Raw genomic sequence first — 21801 nt, 5'->3', positions numbered from 1 at the left:
AATATGACCGTGTTAAAGCAGCAGATGCAAAAAGCCATTTCTACCAATCCGATTCAGGACATGACGTTCCGGGGCTTACACTGGATTGAGGCCTCGGCAGGTACCGGCAAGACCTATACTTTATCCAGTTTGATGGTGCGGATTTTTCTGGATCAGTATTATCCGCATCAGGTGATTGCAACCACCTTCACCCGCAAGGCAACGGCCGAACTGAAAAACCGGGTACGGCTGCGGGTCGAAGAAACTTTGGCCTATATCCAGCGTCATCAGCAGCTCAATTCTGTGGAAATTGCAGCGAAGATTCAGAGCGAAACTGATCCTTTATTTCAGCAGGTGTTGAAAGATTATGGTACACGGATGGACTATGCCCGTCGCCGTTTGCGTCTGGTACTGACCCAGCTGGATGAACTGTTTGTCGGGACGCTGGACAGCTTTAGCCAGAAACTTTTACGTGAATTTGCCTTTGAAAGTGGCAAGATTGAACGTGCTGAACTGACCGAAGATCAGGATTTATATATCCAGCAACTGATTCATGATGTGCTGCGTGACTGGATTCAGCAGCAGCCCCAATATATGGTCAATCATTTGTATGTGCAGAATCTGCTGAAACCGGTCGAGCATTATACCGGGCTGGTTCGGGATGCCCTGAATTTTAGCAAGCAGCAATTCCAGAAGGTCGAGCCGGCTGAATGTGATTTAGGTAAATTAGAAGCCTGTATTACCCAATTATTGAATATTCATGAGCATGATCTCGAAGTCATGCGGCGCTATTGTCAGGAAAGTCCGAAGTATTTTCACAAGAGTTTTTTGACCAAGTTAACCGACGTTTGTGAAAACTTTATGACCTGGAGCGCAGCCCTGCAAACTCAGGGTGGCATGAGTTTCTTTGATGCAGAATTGCAACCGATTTTACTGAATCTGTGCCATTTACGCCGTAAAAAAACTGATTTCCAGCCGACCACTCAGGTTTTTAACAAGAGCTGTCCGGAAGCGGAGCAGCAGCTGATTTTGCAACACAGCCTGATCGTGGCAATTGATGTACTGTGTGAGGTCAAACAGGATCTGGATGAGCAGTTGAAGCAGCTCACGACCTATTTGGAATTTCATATTATTCAAAGTGTGCAGACTCGTTTGCCACAAACCCTGCAACAGCAGGGTGAAACGACTTTTTCCCAGCAAATCCGCACACTGGCGGAAGCACTGCAAGGACAGCAGGGTCAGCGCTTTGCCCAGTTTGTACAGGCACGTTATCCGCTGATTCTGGTGGATGAATTTCAGGACACCAATCAGGATCAGGATGACCTGCTGGCCAAGATCTGGCGGGATGCTAGCCGGGTTCAATCCGGCTGCATGATTATGGTCGGCGATCCGAAACAGGCGATTTATGGTTTCCGTGGTGGCGACATGCTGACCTATAACAAGGCACATGCTGACGTGCGGCAGAAGCAGGGCCGCGAATATACCCTGATGCAGAACCATCGTTCGGTCAAAGCGCTGGTCGAAGTGGTCGATGCTTTATTTCAACGCCAGATGGATTTTGGTGAACAGGTGCAGTACACCCTGATTCAGGCCGGGAGTCGGCCGCATCCGGATCTCATCGATAGCGCTGTCTGCAATCCGCAGCCCTTACGCTGGATTCAGTTGGGTGAGTCGGATGTAGAAGCCGATCAGGTGGCCTGGAAAATCCGTACACTCCTCAATCAGTCTGCTCAACAGCAGTTGTATTTTCAGCAGCAGAACAGTATTCAAAGCCTGAAAGCCGATGATATTGCAGTGCTGGGGTTTGGACATTTTGCCCTGGAACAGGTCAAGCAGCGCCTACAGCGTATGGGTATTCCTTGTTATAAAGAATCCAAACAAAGTGTTTTTGCCAGTGCCATTGCGCAGGATGTCGCGGCCGTCTTGACTGCGATCATGGATCCTTTTAATGAAGCCAAGGTTAAACGTGCCTTACTGACCCGCCTGCTGGGTTTCAACCTGAAAAAACTGATTGAGTTACAGGCGCAGAGTGAAGGACTCAGTCGCTATATTGCCGATCTGGATGCAATTCGGGAAATGTGGTTCGAAAAAGGTTTTCTCACGGCATGGAATTATGCCTTAAACCTGTTTCAGGTCTGGACTCATCTGGTGGCCAGTCAAAGTCTGGACAATGAACGGGTGGTGGTGAATCTGCGTCATCTGACCGAAATTCTGAGCCAGCAAAGTGAATATTATCAGGGTGCCCAAAAATTCTATCACTGGTATTTGCGTCAGTTACAGTCCCCTTCAGGCAAAGACAGTGAAAAAGAACGCAAGCTGTCTGGTGATCATGGGGTACAGCTGATGACCATCCATGCCTCTAAAGGGCTGGAATTTAAAGTGGTATTTTTACTGGGCGCAGATGCTGCTTTTGATGTGAATAAAGGCAATTTGAACTTTTCATTAAGTGGCACACTGTCTGAAAGTATTTTAGAACAATCCCGGGTGATTGCGGTCAATCATAAGAATTTGCACGAGCAGGCGATTTTACAGAATGCAGCGCGTAATGCAGCGGAAAATCACCGGCTTTGGTATGTGGCGCTGACCCGTGCCAGTCATCGGATATATGCCATGTTGCAAGACCACGCTTCACAATCCGATTCGGGCTTGGCGTTCTGGCGTGGGCAGGGCGATGCCATCTTCGAACATGCTTTAACTCTGGTCGAGCAGCCGCTGTCTCAGGAACCGGCACGTCTGGTCGAGCAGTCACACCATCATAAGATCGACATGCTGGCGCAACCTTTGCCAGAGCGACAGTTCTATCCACGCACCAAAACCAGTTTTACCGCATTGTCGCAACATCAGTCACATGCGCCAGTTTTGCAGGATGATCTGGTCAATGCCCAGGAACACCCGGATAGTGCAGCGGATGAAATCAATCTGGATGCTTTAGCAGATCAGCCGGCTGTCACACCGCTGGACTGGATCAAGCTGAATTTCCCCAAAGGTACGGTGGCCGGAACTTTCTTGCACAGTATTTTTGAACATATCAATTTTCAGGACAGCAGTTACTGGAATCTGGAAATTCGCCGTCGTTTTAAAAATACTGCACCGCAAATCTGGCAGGAGCTAAAAGAAAAATTCGAACAGGCCTTTCAACTGCGTACTGTGCTGGAGCAGACCTTTGCGCCGCATTATCAGGCCGCAGCGGTGAATCTGCGTAGCCTTTTTCAAGCCGCAGCGCAGGCAAATTTCAAAGCAGATGAGTTGCAACAGAGTATGCAACGCGTTTTGTCCAGCCTGAACTATAAATTGCTGAGCGGCATTCGCCTGCATGATCAGAGCGAAGCTTATCGTCAACAATGGCGACAGTTATTTCAATCGGCACAGCAAGACCGATCAGCCTTGGTGGTTTTTTTAAGCCAGTTTGAGCGTTATTTCACCGAGCTGGATGATGACAGCTTTATCCTGTTTTTTGAACAGGAAATGGCCCAGATTGCACACCTTGCAAGTCCTGAACAGCTCAATGTCGAAAGCATATTCCAGACTGCTTTAGATGGATTGCTTGATGAAATTAGGGAAGATATTTTACTCAATCTGATGCATGACTGGGTGCATGACATTCTGGTCACTCCGATTCAGGCAGATTTTGTTTTGGCACAACTGGGTGATCAACAGTATCTGTCAGAATTCCCGTTCTATCTGTCACTGACCGATGCGCCTTTGCAGATCCGACAAATTCATCAGCTCTTTGTTGAACATGACATGGTCATGAGCGATTTTAATGAAGCCAAATCGGCACGTTATCTGACCGGTTCCATCGATCTGGTGTATTTTGATGGCCAGCGTTACCATATTGCCGATTATAAAAGTAACTTTCTCGGCCCAGATCAACAGCATTATACCGCTGAGGCGATTCAGCAGAATATGAGCCAGTCCAGTTACTGGTTGCAGGCAGCCTTGTATCTGGTGGCCCTGCATCGTTATCTGAACGCAAATATGCAGGCGTATTCAATGCAGCAGCATCTGGGCGGCGCAAGCTATTTATATTTACGCGGTATGCACGGGCAGATGGAACAAGGTGTATATCACTGGCAACCAGACATCGAATTCGTTGAAAAACTGGATCAGATTTTGGGCTATTTTGAGCAGAAAAAAACAGCATAATTTTGCTGCCTGATAAAATATATAGAGATTAAACAGAAAATTATCCTGTGGATAACTTTGAGGATAACTGTGTGGAAAATGAGCAGAATCACGTGTCGCAACAAAACGCCAGTTTGATGGCCTGGATTGACTATTTATGTCAGCCTCCATTTAGCTCGGCTACATTTGATCCGGCAGCAAAATTACTGATTCAGCAATTGCTTGAGGCGATGCAGGCCGGCGATAGCTGCATTGAAGCGCTCCCTCAACAAATGGCATTATTGCATAATCTGGTGCGTGATCATGCTCAGCAAGGCACGGGTATTGCCCCCTTGGTGTTTGAAGATCAGCATTTATATCTGTACCGCTACTGGCAGCTGGAACAGGCAGTGGCAACGCATATAGCACGAATCAAGACCCAGTCTATTGCAGCCCTGGAGTTAACAGCACGTGACCGCAGTCTGCTCTCAGATCCACAGCAGCAAAAAGCCCTGCAAATGGTGGCAGAGCAAGCCTTCAGTATTATTACTGGCGGGCCGGGAACCGGTAAAACTTATACGCTGGCGCATATTATTGCAGTTTTATATGATGCGCTGCCGAATATCCGGATTGCCATGGCCGCGCCGACCGGAAAGGCTGCACAGCGGATGAAAGAAGCGCTGCAAAAAGCCTTACAGACTGAAGTTTTGCAGCAGTTTGAAATAGCTGCACTACAACAGTTACAACCCGTGACCCTGCATCGTTTATTGGGATTGGGCACGCGCGGACAGCCACGTTTTCATGCCAAACAGCCTTTGCCCTATGACGTAATTGTGGTCGATGAAGCCTCGATGCTGGATTTAAGTCTGTCACAGATGTTGCTGGCTGCTGTACCATCTCAGGCACGTCTGATTTTACTTGGCGATGCAGACCAGTTGGCTTCTGTGGATGTCGGTACCGTTCTGGCAGATCTGCAACAGGTTGCGACTTTGCAGGATAATCGGGTCAACTTAATCACCACACGACGTTTTAAAGCAGGGGCCAAGATTGGGGCAATGGCTGATTTTATTCAGCAGCAGCATGAAGCTGCCAGTGTCCTGCAAAAATTTGAGCAGCAGATTGTCACTGCCAGTGAATTACAAGCCCTCGCCTTGGATCAGGTTGAGATTGACCAGCTCCAGTTGCAATATTTAGCGCCTGGTGCTGAACAGACGGCCACTACATTGAATCAATATTATGACCAGTTGATGTATGGTTATCAGGCCTATACACAGGTTGTCAAAAATAAGCAAGGCTTAGATAATTTCGAGCAATATGTACAACAGGTGGTGAGATCATTTGATGATTACCGTATTTTAACTGCGATTCGTTCTGGTGATCTGGGCTTATTCAAAATCAATCTACAGATTGAACAACGCTTTTTAGCAGCTCAAGGTCAACTGAAGCAGGGTGACTGGTATGTCGGGCGGCCGGTCATGATGACCTATAACGATTATCAACTGGGTTTATCCAATGGTGATATTGGCATCTGTTTTTTACGTGAGCAGTCTGGTCAGTGCCAGTTTGAAGTCTATTTTCCGAGTCTGGAAAAATGGGTCTTAGCCACCCGTTTGCCAAAGAGTATAGAAACCGCTTTTGCACTGACCATTCACAAATCTCAAGGTTCAGAATTTGCACATACCGCAGTGGTGCTGGATCAATATGCGCAAAATCTATTAAGTAAAGAGTTGATTTATACTGCAATTACCCGTGCTAAAAAAGTGGTCAGTTTATTGGTAGATTGTGACGCTTTTACACAAGCCTTATGCGTACGAACCACACGTAAAAGTGGTTTAAGTCAAAAAATACTTGAACAATCTACTAGTTTATTGGCAAAAAATAATCAGATCTTGTAGGTAAAAGCTTACACGGATTCAAGAAATTGCCGCATAGAGCTTTTAATCAGTTTTTGAGAAGATTGGTCATACAAAATAACTCAACACGGAAAGTTGAGCATAATCGTATAATTATAAAAAGAATGTCAGTAGACAGCGAACTTACAGTGAGGTAAGTAAAAAGAGGAAACTTACAGCCGCTAAGCCTTGTAGTTTTGGGAGAGACTACAAGGCTTTTTTATATTTAATTAATTTATATTTCAAAATACTAGATATTTACCTTAATTCTAAAGTTGGATATTGTTGTGGAATGGCTGGATTTAAGCGAATTAGGTTAAATAAAGTGGTATTAATGTAATATTATGCAACTTTTAGGCTAGTTATTGTACGAAATAGCTTACAGCAAGATACGCTAAATGCCTCTACTTGTCTTTGTAGAATATGGCAAAATCTACCACACAAGGAAGGTGATTTTTCAACAGGATGTTTGAAAATAATAACAAGCGTAAAACGCTATAAAAAACACAATAAATAATAATGATAAGAGAAAGAACTACAGCGCCAAAAAGCCCGACTAAACTCGGGCTTTTTTTTATCTATTTTTTATTCAGACAGACGACGGTACATTAAAACAATAGAAAAAGCGTTCTAATTGCTTAGGTCGATTTCTCTATTTAAGTGGTCTAGACGATCTCGCTTAAAACAGTACAGATCTTGAATAACTCAGGATCAATGGACAACAGCTTCGCTTTAAATAAATCACCGATTGAAAACATTTAAAAGTGCTGATCTATTTTTGCAATTTGGCGCATTTTCCCTTAAAATATACAACTTGCTGTAGTGATGCACGGCAGTCAAAGTTTTGAATTCTCATTACATTGATTTTTATCAAAATATATAAGCATCTCGGAGAAATCGAATGGCTTTAACTAACGCAGATCGCGCAGAGATCATTGCTAAATTCGCACGCGCTGAAAACGACACTGGTTCACCAGAAGTTCAAGTAGCTCTTTTGACTGCTCAAATCAATGACTTACAAGGTCACTTCAAAGAGCACAAACACGACCACCATAGCCGTCGCGGTCTAATCCGTATGGTTAACCAACGTCGTAAGCTGCTTGACTACCTAAATGGTAAAGACCACGGTCGTTATGTAGCATTGATCGGTGCTTTAGGTTTACGTCGTTAATTCGATTTAAACTTTATTTTCGGGTTATTGCATGCTTTGTGCTTTATTGCTGAAAACTAAAGTCGGTTTAGCTTTTGGCTAGGCCAGTGGAAGGGGCGAATGTTTCGCTCCTTCTTTGTGTTTAAAAATAGTATTTAATCTGGTGAGGTCGGCTTCTAAGCTTTGTCATTTGTTCGTCTAGTATGGTCGTGAATGCCAAACCTTAGGGGTCTCCACTAGAATAATTGTTCACAAGAACTAGGAAAAAATAAAACATGTCGATGTTTAATATTATTCGTAAAGAATTCCAATTCGGTCAACACAACGTGATTCTTGAAACAGGTCGCGTTGCACGTCAAGCAAACACTGTTGTGATCACCATGGGCGGCGTACAGGTTCTTGTTGCTGTTGTAGCGCAACCTAAAGCAAAAGCCGGTCAAGACTTCTTCCCATTGACTGTTAACTACCAAGAAAAGCAATATGCTGCAGGCCGTATCCCGGGTGGTTATGGTAAGCGTGAAGGCCGTCAGTCTGAAGCTGAAACTTTAATTTCACGTCTGATCGACCGTCCAATTCGTCCATTGTTCCCAGAAGGTTACTTCAACGAAATTCAAGTGACTGCAACAGTAATTTCATCTGACAAAACCATGGATGCTGACATTGCTGCAATGCTGGGTACTTCTGCTGCATTGTCGATTGCAGGTACGCCTTTCCGTGGTCCAATCGGCGGCGCGCGCGTTGGTTTGATCAACGGTGAATACATCCTGAACCCGAACCACGAACAGTTAAAAGAGTCTGATCTTGATCTGGTTGTAGCAGGTACTGAAGCTGCAGTATTGATGGTTGAATCTGAAGCGAAAGAACTTTCAGAAGACCAAATGCTGGGCGCTGTATTGTTCGGTCATGACGAAATGCAAATCGCGATTCAAGCGATCAAAGAATTTGCTGCAGCAGCTGGCGCAGTTGAGTCAACTTGGGTTGCTCCAAGCAAAAATGAAGCGCTTCTTGGTCAATTAAAAGATGCATTCGAAGCGAAAATCTCTGAAGCCTACACAATTGCTGTGAAACAAGACCGTTATGCGGCGCTTGATGCACTTCACGCAGAAGCGGTTGCTCAGTTCGTTCCTGAAGAAGATGAAACAGGTATTGCTGACGAAGTAAACGAACTCTTCGAAGATCTTAAATACCGCACGGTTCGTGACAACATCTTGTCTGGTAAGCCACGTATTGATGGTCGTGATACTAAAACTGTTCGTGCAATCGATGTACAAGTGGGCGTATTAGGTCGTGCACACGGTTCTGCATTGTTCACACGTGGTGAAACTCAGGCATTGGTCACAACAACTTTGGGTAACACGCGTGATGCGTTGATGGTTGATACCCTTGCAGGTACTAAAACTGACAACTTCATGCTTCACTACAACTTCCCTGCATACTCTGTAGGCGAAACGGGTCGTGAATCTGGTCCTAAGCGTCGTGAAATCGGTCACGGTCGTCTAGCACGTCGTGGTGTTCAAGCAGTTCTTCCTGCAGCTGACCGCTTCCCGTACGTGATCCGTATCGTATCTGACATCACAGAATCGAACGGTTCATCTTCAATGGCTTCTGTATGTGGTGCTTCTCTATCACTTATGGATGCAGGTGTTCCACTTAAAGCACCAGTTGCGGGTATTGCAATGGGTCTAGTAAAAGAAGGCGAGCGTTTCGCAGTTCTTTCTGACATCCTGGGTGATGAAGATCATCTTGGCGACATGGACTTTAAAGTCGCAGGTTCTGCAAACGGTATTACTGCACTGCAAATGGACATCAAGATCGAAGGGATTACTGAAGAGATCATGGAGTCTGCATTGAACCAGGCTTATGCCGGTCGTATGCACATTCTTAATGAGATGAACCAAGTAATTTCACGCGCTCGTCCTGAAATTTCGATGCATGCACCAACATTCCAAGTGATCAACATCAACCCGGACAAAATCCGTGATGTAATCGGTAAAGGCGGCGCGACGATTCGTGCGATTACTGAAGAAACGAAAGCTGCAATCGATATCGAAGATAACGGTACAGTTCGCGTATTCGGTGAAACTAAAGCGGCAGCAGCTGCTGCAGTTGCGAAGATTCAAGCATTAACTGCTGAGATCGAACCAGGTACAATTTACGTGGGTAAAGTGATTCGTATCGTTGAATTCGGTGCGTTCGTGAATATTCTTCCGGGTACTGATGGTTTACTTCATATCTCTCAAATCTCGAACGAACGCATTGCGAACGTTGCAGATGTATTGAAAGAAGGTCAAGAAGTGAAGGTACAGGTTGCAGACGTTGACAACCGTGGCCGTATCAAATTGACCATGAAAGACATCGAACAAGTTTAATCTACTGAATATTCCCATGAGTTAGCTCATGGGAATGAAATATCAAAAGCCCTGAGCTTGATCAAAGTGCTTACTTTGGCTGTTCAGGGCTTTTTTTATGCTTCGGAAAATCTCCGCACATCTGGCCAAAATGTTTGAATCGGCCCACAGGCTGTCAACGATTGTCGCACGATGGTATTGAACGATCTGAGTCTGTATTAAGCAGTTGATCTTAGGTCAGGGGATCGGCTTCAGAACTTTTTAACAGACGATAAATTTCATCTTTCAATTTTAGCTTTTTACGCTTGATCGCTTCAATATCATTGTTGATATGATTGACCGGGTCGAGTTCAAGCTGACTAATTTTCCTGTCCAGCTCATTATGTTCCTCAAATAATTTGGCAAAGTATGGATTTTCCTCGCGAAGTTGCACAATCAAGTCGCGGTATTCGGGAAACATGTATTTCATTTTTTTATTACAATCTTTGGTTTTCATAGCGCTTTTTATACTCTAATCATCAAATTAAAAATAAATATGCCCTGATCTGCAGCGAAAGATACAGATAGACAGAGCATCAAAGGACTTACTTAAAATGCAAATGTTTGACCTCGCGGCGTAACTCCTGCACTTCATCGATGAGGTCCAGCATCATCGCGACTGCGGTAAATGACGCATCAAAATCGCGTTGCAGGCGATAGGCGCGTTGTGCACGTGAAATATCCTCACCGAGGAAAGTGCTGGCTGGCGTGATAGGAGAACGATCGGGCAGAATTCCATGTTCAATCAATTGCATGACCCATTCCGGGCTTTGTCCGCATGCTTCTGCGAAGTGGATGAGGTCAAATGAGTGATCGTCCATAATTTCTGACGGGGTATAGTCCTGTGAAAAGCTTTCTTGGTACTGAATTGTAGTCATGGCTCTACTCCTTAAACAGCCAAGTGTGCAAAATTGAGAGAATGAAAAGGTGCTGAAGTAAAACGCTTTCTATTCTTCGGATATGCAGACTCAGAGTGATGACTCAAATGATCACGAGAAAAAAATCGATATGTTCCGGTATTCAATGCCTCAGGAACGCGCGAATAAGAGAAGGTGAAAGTGAACGCTGTTTTTATAGTTTTATGTTTTATTGACCGAGTGTGTTCAAACACTTTCCTGTGTTGAATATACGCTGCCCTATGAGGACGGCAAAGCAGACCTGATGACAGAATTGAACAAGGCTGAAGATTGATCATCATAAATGGATAAAAAATAACCGTCTTCGATCCATTATTATGACTTTAGCCGCGCCAAAACAGTTTTTATTTGTACCTTATTGTTTCAAATCATGACAAAGAAAAAGCCCCTGATACAGAGGCTTTGAAAATCTTTCTGAAATTAATGTTTTATCCAGGTTACACTGCGGCCAATTACTGAGACACCGACATAACCACGCAAGGTTAGACGTTTGCCATTGGCGCTTAGGCGTGCTTTGCCTTTGTAAATTTTGCCACTGATCGGATCAAGCACTTTGCCGTCATGGTATTCACGTGGCTTTTTCGGATCTGCTTTAAAATCCCAGATAAACGGCAGGCCTATAAACGGTTTGTCTTTGAGCTGACCTGGACATTTATGACAGATGCCCATTTTCTCTGCGCCAGGCAAGCTACGTGTTGCGACAATTATTCCTTCATAGCTACCATCCGCTTTCTTACGAACTTCTACATCCGCACGAGAATAGCCTGATTGATCATCAATGGTTTTCCATTTACCCACTAACGGATCTTCATAGGCAAAGGCCAAGCTAGAAACCGCAGCCAAACTTATCCCCATCACTAGAGTGTTCAATAATTTTTTCATAACATACCTGTTAAATTTGATACTGTATTCATTTTAGAATTATTACTCTAATTTATTTTAAAAGCATAATTAAATCAATACTATAAAATGTGATTGTATTCTCATAATTTTTTTAAAACGATGATTATTTGGTCTTTGTTAATGTGAATAGTCTTATAATTTAAATGGGATTTTGAGGTGGGGTTTATCTGAGGATCTGATTCAGTGAATAGGCAGGTTTTCTACTGGAGGTAAATATGCTCTGTTGAGCTTCGTCATGTAAATTTTAAAACATAAAAAAGCACTCCTGAGGAATGCTTTTTTAAACTCATGCTTAGCACCGTTTAGCTTAGATGTTCACCACATAGACCTAAGGCCTCTTCGGCTGTAAAGGTATATTGGCTATTACAGAACTGACAATCCATTTTGATCGGATTCTGGAATTCCAGTGTTTCACGTATTGATTCTACGCCAATCTGTTGTAAGGCCACTGCACAGCGCTCTTTAGAGCAGGTACAGCCAAATTTCAAGGCTTCAGTTTCTGGTAAGCGCACCTCTTCCTCATTATATAAACGGTAAAGAATGTCAGTGGCTTGCAGGCCGATTAGTTCTTCAGTTTTCAAGGTTTCAGTGAGCATGGTCAGACGCGGCCATAAATCTTCATCAACACGGCGCTGTTCTTCTTCACTATTCCGTGGCAATAGCTGAATCAGTAAACCACCGGCGCGCTGATGGTCGCTTGCCAGTACAATGCGCGTTGGAATCTGTGCAGACAGGTCATAATACTGCATGAGGCAGCCAGCCAGATTTTCTTTGTCCAGCGGCACAATACCTTGATAACGCTCACCAAATTCTGGTTCGATATTGATAAACAGCACTGGAGAAACCAGTGACTTTAAGATGGTGCTGCTGTCTTCACCCACCAGAAAGTGCGGATCTTCTTCATAGTCCGCCAAAGCGCGAACTTCACCCAGGTGGTTGCATTCAGCCATTGCCCATTTAAATGTGCCCGATGCCTGAATTTGCAGGCTGATACGCCCTTTAATCTTCAAGGTGCTGGCAAGCAGTGCAGTCGCAGTGAGCATTTCACCCAACAGAATCTTGACCGCAGGTGCATAGTCACGTTGCGCTAAAATGGTTTGTAAAGCTTCTTCAAGATGCACCACTTCACCACGAACAGGGCTATCTTCAATAAAAAAGCGTTGGCGTAAATCAGACATAAAATTCTCCATAACCCTGCTTTAATGGTGTCATTATTGTAAAACACAAGTTATGACAGATCATCTCTTAACGCATCAATTCCTGCGCCGTTTGTATCCTGTTGCGGCTGTGTATCTGTTTTTTGAACTTTGTTGCGTTGATCCTGCGCAAACAGATGTTCGAGTTCTGCCAAGCTACTGCGGTGATGTTCATAACTTGCGTGTTGATCCGAATCCAGATGGTATTGACTGTTGAGTAATTTTTCATCATGTGCGCGGAAGTATTCAATCTGTTGCTGACTTTCTTCCGGAGCAGTATTCAACTGGCTTAACAAAGCCTCACTCATTTCCAGTGCTGAAAAGTAGTTTTCACGCCAGATTTTCTCTACACCTAAATCCTGTAACAGATGCACATGATGACGATCACGTGCGCGTACCCATAAACAAGTTTCAGGATAATTCAGCCGGATATACCGCACGATCAGCATCGAATCTTCAATATCATCAATGGCAATAATCACTTGCTGGGCCATCGCAATTCCTGCATGTGCCAAAGTTTCTGGCTCTGTCGCATCGGCCTGATAGAAAGGAATTTGATACTGCGCAAGCAGTTCAGTGGCTGGCACATTGCTGTCCATGACACTAAATACATGCTGTTGTTGCAGTAAAATCCGGGCAATAATTTGTCCAAAGCGGCCAAATCCAATCAGCAAAATAGGGGGGCTGGCTTGAGGACTGGAATCGGTTTCAAAGGTCGCAGCCAGATGATTGTTTTGATCCAGACGCGGTAAAACCTGACTGTGTAATAACCAGTAAAATGCCGGGCTAAGTAATAATGAGAAACTCACCATCCAGAGCAAGGGAGACAGCAGATTGGCTGCGATGATCTGGTCGGATACCGCAATCACCAGCGCCAGCAAGGCAAACTCGCCACCTTGTGCCAGGCTGGCTGCCAGCAAGCTACTGTTGCGCCAGCTATTTTGATGATAACGCGCCAATACCAAACTGATTGCAAACTTGACCAAGATCAAAGTGAAAGTGCCACCGAGAATGATCCAGAGGAAATTCAACAGATCAGATAGCTGTAATGACATGCCCAGACTGATAAAGGCTAGGCCCATCAATAAGCCCTGAAAAGGCCGAATGGTGCTTTCTACCGCGGGCCGGAAATCTGAATCTGCCAGTAAAATCCCGGCAAATAAAGCGCCAAGAAACAGATTCAGCCCAAGCGTATTCATCAAGAGCAGCAGTGCCAAAGTTACCGCAATCGCCACAATGGCATGCAGTTCGTGACTGCCACTTTTTGCAATCCAGCGATATAGTGGCTGCATCAGATAGCGATTACACAGGAACAAGCCGGTAAAAGTGGTGATCATTGCGGCAAAATAAGCCACTCCGTGTTCGGTCGAGGGAATTCCGCTAAATAAAGGAATGGCGGCAATCACAGGAATGGCCAGCAGGGCATGCAGCAGCAGGATTGAATAGGTCTGTTGACCATAGCTGGTGGCAAACTGTTCCTGATTGTGGAGTTGTTGAATCACCAAGGTCATGGCTGACAGACTGCCAGCAAGTCCAATCACAATACTGGCAAGCAGGCTTTGTTGTAGAAAAATCCAGGCCAGCAGGCTAAAAATCAAGGCACTCATTAGTACCTGCAAAGCAGCCGTCATCCACAGTGATTGACTGATCTGGGCGATGCGTTGTGGTCTGAGTTGCAGCCCGATCCAGAACAGCAGTGCCAGCAGGCTGACGTTCATGAAACTGTTCATCAGGTCTGGAGTCTGAATCAGATGCAAAACACCCGGACTTAAGATCAGTCCTGTTAACAGATAGCCCAGTACGCTTGGTAGTCTGAGCCTTTTACTCAGTGGCACTATTAACAGTGCGACCACCAAAACCAGTGTTATTTGTAACAGTATCGACATTTTCCTGTCCTAAATTTTATGCTTGATCCAGACGTTGATGCGTATGTCCCGGACATGGACTCAGATGCAATTTCTCTTAGCTGAGTTCTTGGGGGTCAATGTCCAGTGTCAGCTTCATGCTTGAAGGTTTGTCCTGCAGCATATTCTGCCACCAGCTGCGCACATAGTAATGCAAACGTGGACGATCTGCTGACAAGAGCACCATATGCGACTGATAGCGCCCAGCCTTACGTTCCATCGGCGCAGGAATTGGTCCCCAGATGTCCAGCACCAGATCAGGATATTGCCTGAGGAATGCCGCATGTTTCTGTAAGAATTCGGTATTTTGTGCCTGATCCTTGGATTCGCAGCGAATCAGGATGGCATAACGATAAGGCGGCATCTGGGCAATTTGCCGTTCCTTTAAGGTCTGCTGGGCAAACACACGATAATTTTCATTGACCAAGGTATTCAGCAGGGCATGATCCGGTCTGAGCGTCTGCAAATAGACATCGCCTTTGTGTTCACCACGTCCAGCCCGGCCTGCGACCTGAACGATCAGTTGTGCGGTACGTTCGGTGGCACGGAAATCCACACTGAGCAGACCGGAATCAATATCCAGAATCGCCACCAGCGTCACATAAGGAAAATGATGCCCTTTGGCCAGCATCTGGGTGCCGAGCAGAATCGCGGGTTCACTTTTTTGAATCTTGTCATAGATTTTTTGCCAGCTACCCACCCGGCTGGTGGAATCGCGATCGACCCGAATCACTTCATGATCTGGAAAAAGTTCATTCAGATGTTCTTCGACCTTGCCAGTGCCCATACCCAGTGTGACCAGTTCCTGATGCTGACACTGCGGACAGTGCTCCGGCATTCGGTGAATGGTGCCACAGTGATGGCAATGCAGATGCTGATAAGGCTGGCGATGCACAGTAAAATTGGCATCGCAGTGCGGACATTGTGCCTGCCAGCCACAACTGCCACAAAGCAGGACGGGGGCATAGCCACGGCGGTTTAAAAAGATCAGTACCTGTTCTTTTTTCTCCAGACGCTTTTTGATGTCCTGAATCAGTTGCAGACTGATGCCATGCTTTTTCTGTGCCACCTTTAAATCCAGAATATGGATTTTCGGCATTAAGGCTGTGCCGGCACGTTGATTCAGCTCCAGCACCTGCATTTTGCCATGTTCAACCAGCGCATAACTGTCGATACTTGGTGTCGCTGATCCCAGCAGCACTGGACATTGCTGTAAATGGCCGCGGTACAGCGCCACATCGCGGGCATGATAGCGGAAACCTTCCTGCTGCTTAAAAGACAAATCATGTTCTTCATCCAGAATGATCAGACCCAAATTCGGTATGGGGGTATAGATGGCGGAACGTGTGCCGAGGATGATTGAAGCTTTGCCAGTCTCTGCTGCCTGCCAGGCTTGCAGACGTTTTGTATCGTTTAGGCCTGAATGCAATAGCGCGATATGACACTGAAAACGCGACTGGAAACGGCTGATGGTTTGCGGGGTCAGACCAATTTCCGGCACCAGCACCAAAACCTGCTTGCCCTGTTTCAGCACCTGTTGCATGATTTGTAGATAGACTTCGGTTTTGCCGCTGCCGGTCAGACCATCCAGTAAAAAAGCCTGATATTGATTGCGATACTTTAATACCTGATCAATGGCATGTTTCTGTTCAGGATTAGCGGTTAGCGGCATTTGCGCCAATTGCATCGGCTGTGGACTGAAATCTTGTGGCTCCAGCACACAGGTACAAATCTCTTTTTTCTCCAGTGCTTTTAAGGTCGCAGTTTCAATTCCGGCCAAATTCAATACATTTTCAGTGGTGCCAACCGGATGCAGTTTTAAAATCCGGTAGGCTTCCTGCTGCTTTTCCGAACGGCGTATTTTAGCTTCAGCATCAGGGTTCAGAAGTTTCCAGGTGCGGGCCAGCAGGTTATAAGGCTTACCTTGGCGTAACAGCGTTGGCAGGGCACTGTGCACCACTTCACCCATCGGAAACTGATAATACTGTGCCGACCATGTCAACAAACTTAAAACTTTAGGGTCTATGATGGCACGTTCATCCAGCAATTCAGTGACGGGCTTGAGTTTAAAACGTGGGTCGACCGGAGTATCTGCGGAGAGCTTTTCGATAATCACCCCAACCAGATTCTGTCGTCCAAAAGATACCAATACGCGTGCGCCGACCTGGGCCTGCTCAAATTGTTCTGCATTCATACTGTAATCAAAACAATCGAATACATGCACAGGTACAGCAACGCGTACGCGACAAAGTGGACTAGAATCGGTATGAGAATTTTGCATGTCTGGTGCTGGATATCCTGAAGAAATTTCGTCGTGCTTAAAGTTCGATTATGGTAGAGTGAGCAGATAATTTATATCAAAGAATATGAATGATTTCGGTGGTCTGACGCAACAGCGTTAAGCAAAATTTTGGAAAATTAGAGCATTACAATGCCTGCATATCAGTTTATTGCGCTTGATGCTTCAGGAAAGCAGCAAAAAGGCGTGCTGGAGGGGGATTCTGCACGTCAGATCCGGCAACAGTTAAGGGATAAAGCACTTATTCCGGTCTCTGTTGATCCTGTCGAGAAAAAAGACAAACATGATCGGCGGAAATGGTTTGAAAAAAGCATTACCGCTTATGATCTGGCCTTAATGACCCGGCAATTATCTGTCCTGGTCGCCGCCGCGATTCCGCTGGAAGAAGCCATCCGCGCCGTCGGCAAGCAAAGCGAAAAAGTACATGTACAAAATCTGCTGATGTCGGTGCGTTCCAAGGTTCTGGAGGGGCATAGTCTGGCGCAGGGTCTGCAACAGTCCGGGCGGTTTCCAGAATTGTATATTGCCACCATTGCGGCCGGTGAACGTTCCGGGCATCTGGATCTGATTCTGGATCAATTGGCTGACTATACCGAAAACCGTTTTGCCATGCAGAAAAAAATTCAAGGCGCGATGGTCTATCCAATTATTTTGATGCTGATGTCTTTTGCCATCGTGATGGGGCTGATGACTTATGTGGTGCCAGATATCGTCAAGACTTTTGATCAAAGCAAAGATGCCTTACCGTGGATTACGGTCGCCTTGATGAAAGCCAGTGATTTTATTCGTATTGCGTGGCCATTTCTCTTGGTTGGCGGTTTCTTGGGCATCTCCCTGCTGATACGATTCTTAAGAACCACAGCCGGGCATTATGCCTTCGACCGTTTAACCCTGAAACTGCCTTTATTTGGAAAATTATCACGCGGGATTAATGCCGCACGTTTTGCCAGTACCTTATCCATTTTGACCCAGTCAGGCGTGCCTCTGGTCGATGCCCTACGGATTGGCGCTGCAGTCAGTAATAACTGGGTGATTCGTGATGCGGTCAATCTGGCAGCGGAAAAAGTCACCGAAGGCGGCAACCTGGCAACCCAGCTGGAGCGCAGTGGTTATTTTCCACCGATGATGGTACAAATGATTAAAAGTGGCGAAGCCTCGGGCGAACTGGATCGCATGCTGGAGCGTGCATCACAGATGCAGGATCGGGAAGTCACCACGCTGATTTCGACTTTACTGGCCTTATTGGAACCTTTAATGCTGGTGCTAATGGCCAGTATCGTTTTGGTCATTGTGATTGCGGTGATGCTGCCAATCGTCAATATGAATAATATGATTTAAACAGAATCAAGTTAAAATTCTCGTGGTATTAAAATTAAATTGAATGTTGTGAATGATGCAAATGAATGAGAGAGATTGAATGAAAAGGAATCAATTAAATAAACAGACGGGCTTTACCTTAATCGAAGTGATGGTGGTGATTGTGATTCTCGGTGTGCTTGCTGCACTGATTGTACCGAACGTGATGGGACGCGGTGAAAAGGCCAAAGTGGATACCACTGTGATCAAGTTACAGAGTATTGCTGGTTCACTGGACCAATATAAGCTGGACAATGGCAAATATCCAAGCATGCAGGAAGGTGGTCTGGATGCACTGGTGAATCAGCCAGCGACTGCGAAAAACTGGTTGCCGGGCGGCTATGTCAAGGGCGGCTATCCTAAAGACAGTTGGGATAATGATCTGCAATATGTGATGCCGGGCACCAATGGTCGTACTTTTGATCTGTATTCATTCGGTGCAGATGGTCAGTCGGGTGGTGAAGGCACCGATGCTGATATTTATTATCAGCCTTGATTGAGAATCAATATAAACTCTCAATAGATGGAATATATCACTTCACTTAATAGACGTTTTCAATACTAAGTGAAGTGATAATAACTCTTAATTATAAATTATAATCTAAGTTTTTGATATTTATTGTAATTAATTAATAGTTTGTATATGCGAGTTATAATAAGAATTATTCCCATATTTATCTATTACAATTATCGTAAAATATGAATAAATATAGACTTTCTATTTACCCAAAAAGGCTCATAATGATCTGAACGGCACTTGACGAGCCAACGGAGAAGAATATGAAAGCATTAATCTTAGGGGATGAAATAAACCAATTTCATTGGTCGATGCTGAAATCTGTTCTTTTGGTTTTAAGCATGTTACCGATTAGTCAGGGCATTCTGCATTTATGGCAGACTACCGAGGGTAGCAGCCAGATTATGGTAGGTTTTTTTGCCATCAGTTTGATGAGTTCATTATTTGCATTGTGCTTCTGGTCGGCATTGAAAGCCTCGGTATTGCAATTAAAACAACGGCAGATGTCTGTATTCGAAAATATGATGGTGCAAACTTACCGCTATCTTCCAATGTTATCCCTCGCCAGTATGATTTCTTATCTAGCAGTTCAGTTCTAAAATTTGAAATATAAAAAACCGAGGCATTGACCTCGGTTTTTTATTGCCTTGAGTGTCCGTCCCTTTCGTAAAGGGAGCTTAGGAGAGATTGATAAGATGTTATATCTAGTAATCCCCCTAAATCCCCTTTTGTAAAAGAGGGACTTGAAGAAATTATCTTCTCGACTTAAAGCTGACATCCACTTTACGGGGACGGAAGCGCCAGCCCACCAGCAAGAGCAGAATCGAGAAGATCATCACCGGCCAATCACTCAGTTTCATATAAGGTGTTTCGCCTTGCATGGCTGGAAGTTCACCCCGCAGTACCGCTTCCTGATCCATCGGGGCTTTTTTCACAATATGGCCATTGTGGTCAATAAAGGCGGTCACGCCGGTATTGGTGGCACGGATAAACCAGCGGCCATTTTCCTTGGCGCGCATTTGTACCATTTGTAGATGCTGCAAAGGTCCTGCCGTGCCGGTAAACCAGGCATCGTTCGAGACCGTAACTAAAAAGTCACTTTGACTGGCATTGCGGCGTGTCAGGTTTGGATAAGCAACCTCATAACAAATTGCGGAACCTAAAGGATGGTTTTTCACATTCAATGGTTTTTGATTGTCCGCACCACGGGTAAAGCCGCTCATAGAGGGATCATTCTGTAAACCTGGCAATACCCAGCTTAACCAGCCTGACAGCGGAATATATTCACCAAAGGGCACCAGGCGCTGCTTTTTATACAAACCCTCCGACTCATCACCCGTGGCCATAATGCTGTTGTAATATTTCGGATAACCCGCAGCCTGTGATTCTGGTAAGTCCCAATACGGAATGCCGGTCACCCAAGCCGTACCCGATTTTTCAGCCTGTACTTTCATCGCTTCGAGAAAAGCTTCAATATCGGTCTGGAACATCGGAATTGAGGACTCTGGCCAGACAATCAGGTCACGGCCCCATTCGGTCTTGCTCAGATTGGCATAAATCAATAAAGTTTTTACCTGATATTCAGTCAGCCATTTCAGATCTTGCGGAATATTGCCCTGAATCAGAGAAACCGTAAGCGGCTTTTCATTCTTTGGTTGCACAAAACTCAATTGAGCCGCGCCCCAGGCACCGAATAGTAAAATTGCAGCAGGAACCGCCCAGAACAGACGTCGGTTCAGAATTTCGACCAGTGTACAGGCCAGAATAATCACGACAAAAGATACCCCAAACACCCCAAACAGAGGTGCATAGGCATCTAGGTAGCGTTCGGTAAAGGCATAGCCGGCAAACAACCACGGGAAACCGGTAAAGACCCAGGTTTTAGACCATTCAAACAGAACCCAAAGCGGGGCAAAGGTCAAAGGGGTTTCCGGGAAAAAGCGGCGATAGACAAAGGTTTGAACGGCGCTAAACAGGCCCATCACCAGTGCCATGATCAAGATCATTACAACACTGAGAAATGCACTGGTATCGCCATAGACATGAATGGAGGTATACAGCCAGAATGCGCCCACAAACCATAGGCCAATTCCATAGGCCCAGCCAATTCCAAAGGCCTGTTTGGCACTACGTCCACGCAGGCAGGCATAGAGCAGTGCCGGAGACAGGATGGCCAGCCACCAGTAATGATAGGGAGCCAATGCCAAACTGAAGATAGCACCTGCAAATAAGGCAATTAAAACAGGATAGATCAGCGGCAACGGTTTTTGCTGTTGATCAGAACTCAACAGCTTGTCGAAATACGCTCTCATTGGCGCACGGCTCGAATTAGGTGAATAGAGCGTGAATCTGCTTCAAGAATGGTAAATTGCCAGTTTTCCAGTTCAATGGTCTGACCTTCAAGATCGTTCACCAGACCAATTTCCTGTAATAACAAGCCGCCCATGGTTTCCACTTCATCGTCAGAAAAATTCGCATCCAGCATATTATTGAAATGCTCAATCGGGGTCAGAGCTTGTACTATCCAGGTATTGGCGGTGTTTGGATCGTTATCCGGAACAATGAACTGTGCCTCTTCATCGGCATTGTCATGTTCATCTTCAATTTCACCAACAATTTCTTCCAGAATATCTTCCAGCGTGACCAGACCCGAGGTGGTGCCGTATTCATCAATCACCACGGCAATATGGGTCTGGGTGTTTTTCAGCATCCGCAGCACCTGATCGGAACGGGCGCTCTCTGGCACAAATAAGGGTTGACGCATCAGTGCGCGAATATCGACTTTGGAGGTTGGTTCGGTCAGAAAAGGCAATAAATCCTTGGCCAATAGAATGCCGACCACATTATCGGTTTGATCGGAGGAAAAGACCGGAAAACGCGAATGCGCAGATTCGACCAACACATGCAGGATATCCAGCAGTTGGTCATCTTCCTGTAAGCTGATCATCGACGTGCGAGGCGTCATGACTTCGCGAATTTTGGTTGCCGGAAGGTCAAGTACACCTTCAAGCATGGCAACAGTATCGGGTTCTAAAAATCGACGTGAATCTTGTACTAATTTTAGCAGTTCGTCGCGAGTTTCGGGTGCAGTTCCCAGCCATTTACGTAAGCCGCGCATACCCCACGACGGGCCTGATTCCTCGTGCATGATTTTTCCTGAAGACTCTTAATATCTAAAAAAACGTGGTTTTATCATA

General features: G+C 45.4%; 15 protein-coding genes. 7 read left to right on the top strand and 8 right to left on the bottom strand.

Annotated elements, in window-relative coordinates; genetic code table 11:
- Positions 1–3 precede the first annotated feature (3 nt).
- The 4 genes from LOZ91_RS09935 to pnp all read left to right on the top strand — a co-directional run bounded on the left by LOZ91_RS09935 (position 4) and on the right by pnp (position 9494).
- Positions 4–4125 (top strand): UvrD-helicase domain-containing protein, encoded by a 4122-nt coding sequence (locus tag LOZ91_RS09935; protein ID WP_244783115.1) that lies wholly within the window; start codon positions 4–6, stop codon positions 4123–4125.
- Between the two features lie 71 nt (positions 4126–4196).
- Positions 4197–5978, top strand: a complete 1782-nt coding sequence (gene recD / locus LOZ91_RS09930; protein WP_244783114.1) for an exodeoxyribonuclease V subunit alpha — start codon at positions 4197–4199, stop codon at positions 5976–5978.
- Positions 5979–6876: 898 nt separating this feature from the next.
- Positions 6877–7146, top strand: coding sequence for a 30S ribosomal protein S15 (rpsO, locus tag LOZ91_RS09925; protein ID WP_004637724.1), 270 nt, complete (start codon positions 6877–6879; stop codon positions 7144–7146).
- A 260-nt stretch (positions 7147–7406) separates the two neighbouring features.
- Entirely contained in the window at positions 7407–9494 is a 2088-nt protein-coding gene (pnp, locus tag LOZ91_RS09920; RefSeq protein WP_171063368.1) for a polyribonucleotide nucleotidyltransferase, read from the top strand.
- Positions 9495–9705: 211 nt separating this feature from the next.
- On the opposite strand, the gene LOZ91_RS09915 is transcribed toward pnp, so the two are convergent.
- The 6 genes from LOZ91_RS09915 to LOZ91_RS09890 form a co-directional block, all read right to left on the bottom strand.
- Positions 9706–9969: a YdcH family protein gene (locus LOZ91_RS09915; protein ID WP_005095339.1), complete on the bottom strand. Its 264-nt coding sequence runs from the start codon at positions 9967–9969 to the stop codon at positions 9706–9708.
- Between the two features lie 88 nt (positions 9970–10057).
- On the bottom strand, positions 10058–10390 hold the full coding sequence (locus LOZ91_RS09910; protein ID WP_074383946.1) for a chaperone modulator CbpM: 333 nt from the start codon (positions 10388–10390) through the stop codon (positions 10058–10060).
- A 459-nt stretch (positions 10391–10849) separates the two neighbouring features.
- The gene (locus LOZ91_RS09905; protein WP_005095344.1) at positions 10850–11311 is read right to left on the bottom strand and encodes a DUF2147 domain-containing protein; all 462 of its coding nucleotides are present in this window, start codon (positions 11309–11311) and stop codon (positions 10850–10852) included.
- 323 nt (positions 11312–11634) lie between these two features.
- Complete coding sequence (locus tag LOZ91_RS09900; RefSeq protein WP_005095347.1) at positions 11635–12510, bottom strand: Hsp33 family molecular chaperone HslO; 876 nt, start codon at positions 12508–12510, stop codon at positions 11635–11637.
- A 50-nt stretch (positions 12511–12560) separates the two neighbouring features.
- Positions 12561–14414, bottom strand: coding sequence for a cation:proton antiporter (locus LOZ91_RS09895; protein WP_244783113.1), 1854 nt, complete (start codon positions 14412–14414; stop codon positions 12561–12563).
- Positions 14415–14490: 76 nt separating this feature from the next.
- The gene (locus tag LOZ91_RS09890) at positions 14491–16713 is read right to left on the bottom strand and encodes a primosomal protein N' (RefSeq protein WP_180185887.1); all 2223 of its coding nucleotides are present in this window, start codon (positions 16711–16713) and stop codon (positions 14491–14493) included.
- A 150-nt stretch (positions 16714–16863) separates the two neighbouring features.
- On the opposite strand from LOZ91_RS09890, the gene gspF reads away from it, so the two are divergent.
- From gspF to LOZ91_RS09875, 3 genes are all read left to right on the top strand, one after another.
- Complete coding sequence (gspF, locus tag LOZ91_RS09885) at positions 16864–18069, top strand: type II secretion system inner membrane protein GspF (protein WP_074383949.1); 1206 nt, start codon at positions 16864–16866, stop codon at positions 18067–18069.
- A 79-nt stretch (positions 18070–18148) separates the two neighbouring features.
- On the top strand, positions 18149–18583 hold the full coding sequence (gspG, locus tag LOZ91_RS09880) for a type II secretion system major pseudopilin GspG (RefSeq protein WP_005095357.1): 435 nt from the start codon (positions 18149–18151) through the stop codon (positions 18581–18583).
- 284 nt (positions 18584–18867) lie between these two features.
- Positions 18868–19203 (top strand): hypothetical protein, encoded by a 336-nt coding sequence (locus tag LOZ91_RS09875; protein ID WP_005095358.1) that lies wholly within the window; start codon positions 18868–18870, stop codon positions 19201–19203.
- Positions 19204–19356: 153 nt separating this feature from the next.
- Here the strand turns inward: LOZ91_RS09875 and lnt are convergent, their stop codons facing one another.
- Both lnt and LOZ91_RS09865 read right to left on the bottom strand, forming a co-directional pair.
- Entirely contained in the window at positions 19357–20916 is a 1560-nt protein-coding gene (lnt, locus tag LOZ91_RS09870) for an apolipoprotein N-acyltransferase (RefSeq protein WP_244783112.1), read from the bottom strand.
- Positions 20913–21752, bottom strand: a complete 840-nt coding sequence (locus tag LOZ91_RS09865) for a CBS domain-containing protein (RefSeq protein ID WP_005095361.1) — start codon at positions 21750–21752, stop codon at positions 20913–20915. The genes lnt and LOZ91_RS09865 overlap by 4 nt, the downstream gene beginning before the upstream one ends.
- Between the last annotated feature and the right edge of the window lie 49 nt (positions 21753–21801).

It is taken from the genome of Acinetobacter sp. F-1 (assembly GCF_022869025.1).
In the GTDB taxonomy this organism is placed as follows: Bacteria; Pseudomonadota; Gammaproteobacteria; order Pseudomonadales; family Moraxellaceae; genus Acinetobacter; species Acinetobacter pseudolwoffii.
This window is presented reverse-complemented; position numbering and strand designations above follow the sequence as displayed.

Coding starts and splice junctions, on each gene's coding strand:
- LOZ91_RS09935 (WP_244783115.1), top strand. CDS start 4: ATGACCGTGTTAAAGCAGCAGATGCAAAAAGCCATTTCTACCAATCCG.
- rpsO (WP_004637724.1), top strand. CDS start 6,877: ATGGCTTTAACTAACGCAGATCGCGCAGAGATCATTGCTAAATTCGCA.
- pnp (WP_171063368.1), top strand. CDS start 7,407: ATGTTTAATATTATTCGTAAAGAATTCCAATTCGGTCAACACAACGTG.
- LOZ91_RS09915 (WP_005095339.1), bottom strand. CDS start 9,969: ATGAAAACCAAAGATTGTAATAAAAAAATGAAATACATGTTTCCCGAA.
- LOZ91_RS09910 (WP_074383946.1), bottom strand. CDS start 10,390: ATGACTACAATTCAGTACCAAGAAAGCTTTTCACAGGACTATACCCCG.
- LOZ91_RS09905 (WP_005095344.1), bottom strand. CDS start 11,311: ATGAAAAAATTATTGAACACTCTAGTGATGGGGATAAGTTTGGCTGCG.
- LOZ91_RS09900 (WP_005095347.1), bottom strand. CDS start 12,510: ATGTCTGATTTACGCCAACGCTTTTTTATTGAAGATAGCCCTGTTCGT.
- LOZ91_RS09895 (WP_244783113.1), bottom strand. CDS start 14,414: ATGTCGATACTGTTACAAATAACACTGGTTTTGGTGGTCGCACTGTTA.
- LOZ91_RS09890 (WP_180185887.1), bottom strand. CDS start 16,713: ATGCAAAATTCTCATACCGATTCTAGTCCACTTTGTCGCGTACGCGTT.
- gspF (WP_074383949.1), top strand. CDS start 16,864: ATGCCTGCATATCAGTTTATTGCGCTTGATGCTTCAGGAAAGCAGCAA.
- gspG (WP_005095357.1), top strand. CDS start 18,149: ATGAAAAGGAATCAATTAAATAAACAGACGGGCTTTACCTTAATCGAA.
- LOZ91_RS09875 (WP_005095358.1), top strand. CDS start 18,868: ATGAAAGCATTAATCTTAGGGGATGAAATAAACCAATTTCATTGGTCG.
- lnt (WP_244783112.1), bottom strand. CDS start 20,916: ATGAGAGCGTATTTCGACAAGCTGTTGAGTTCTGATCAACAGCAAAAA.
- LOZ91_RS09865 (WP_005095361.1), bottom strand. CDS start 21,752: ATGCACGAGGAATCAGGCCCGTCGTGGGGTATGCGCGGCTTACGTAAA.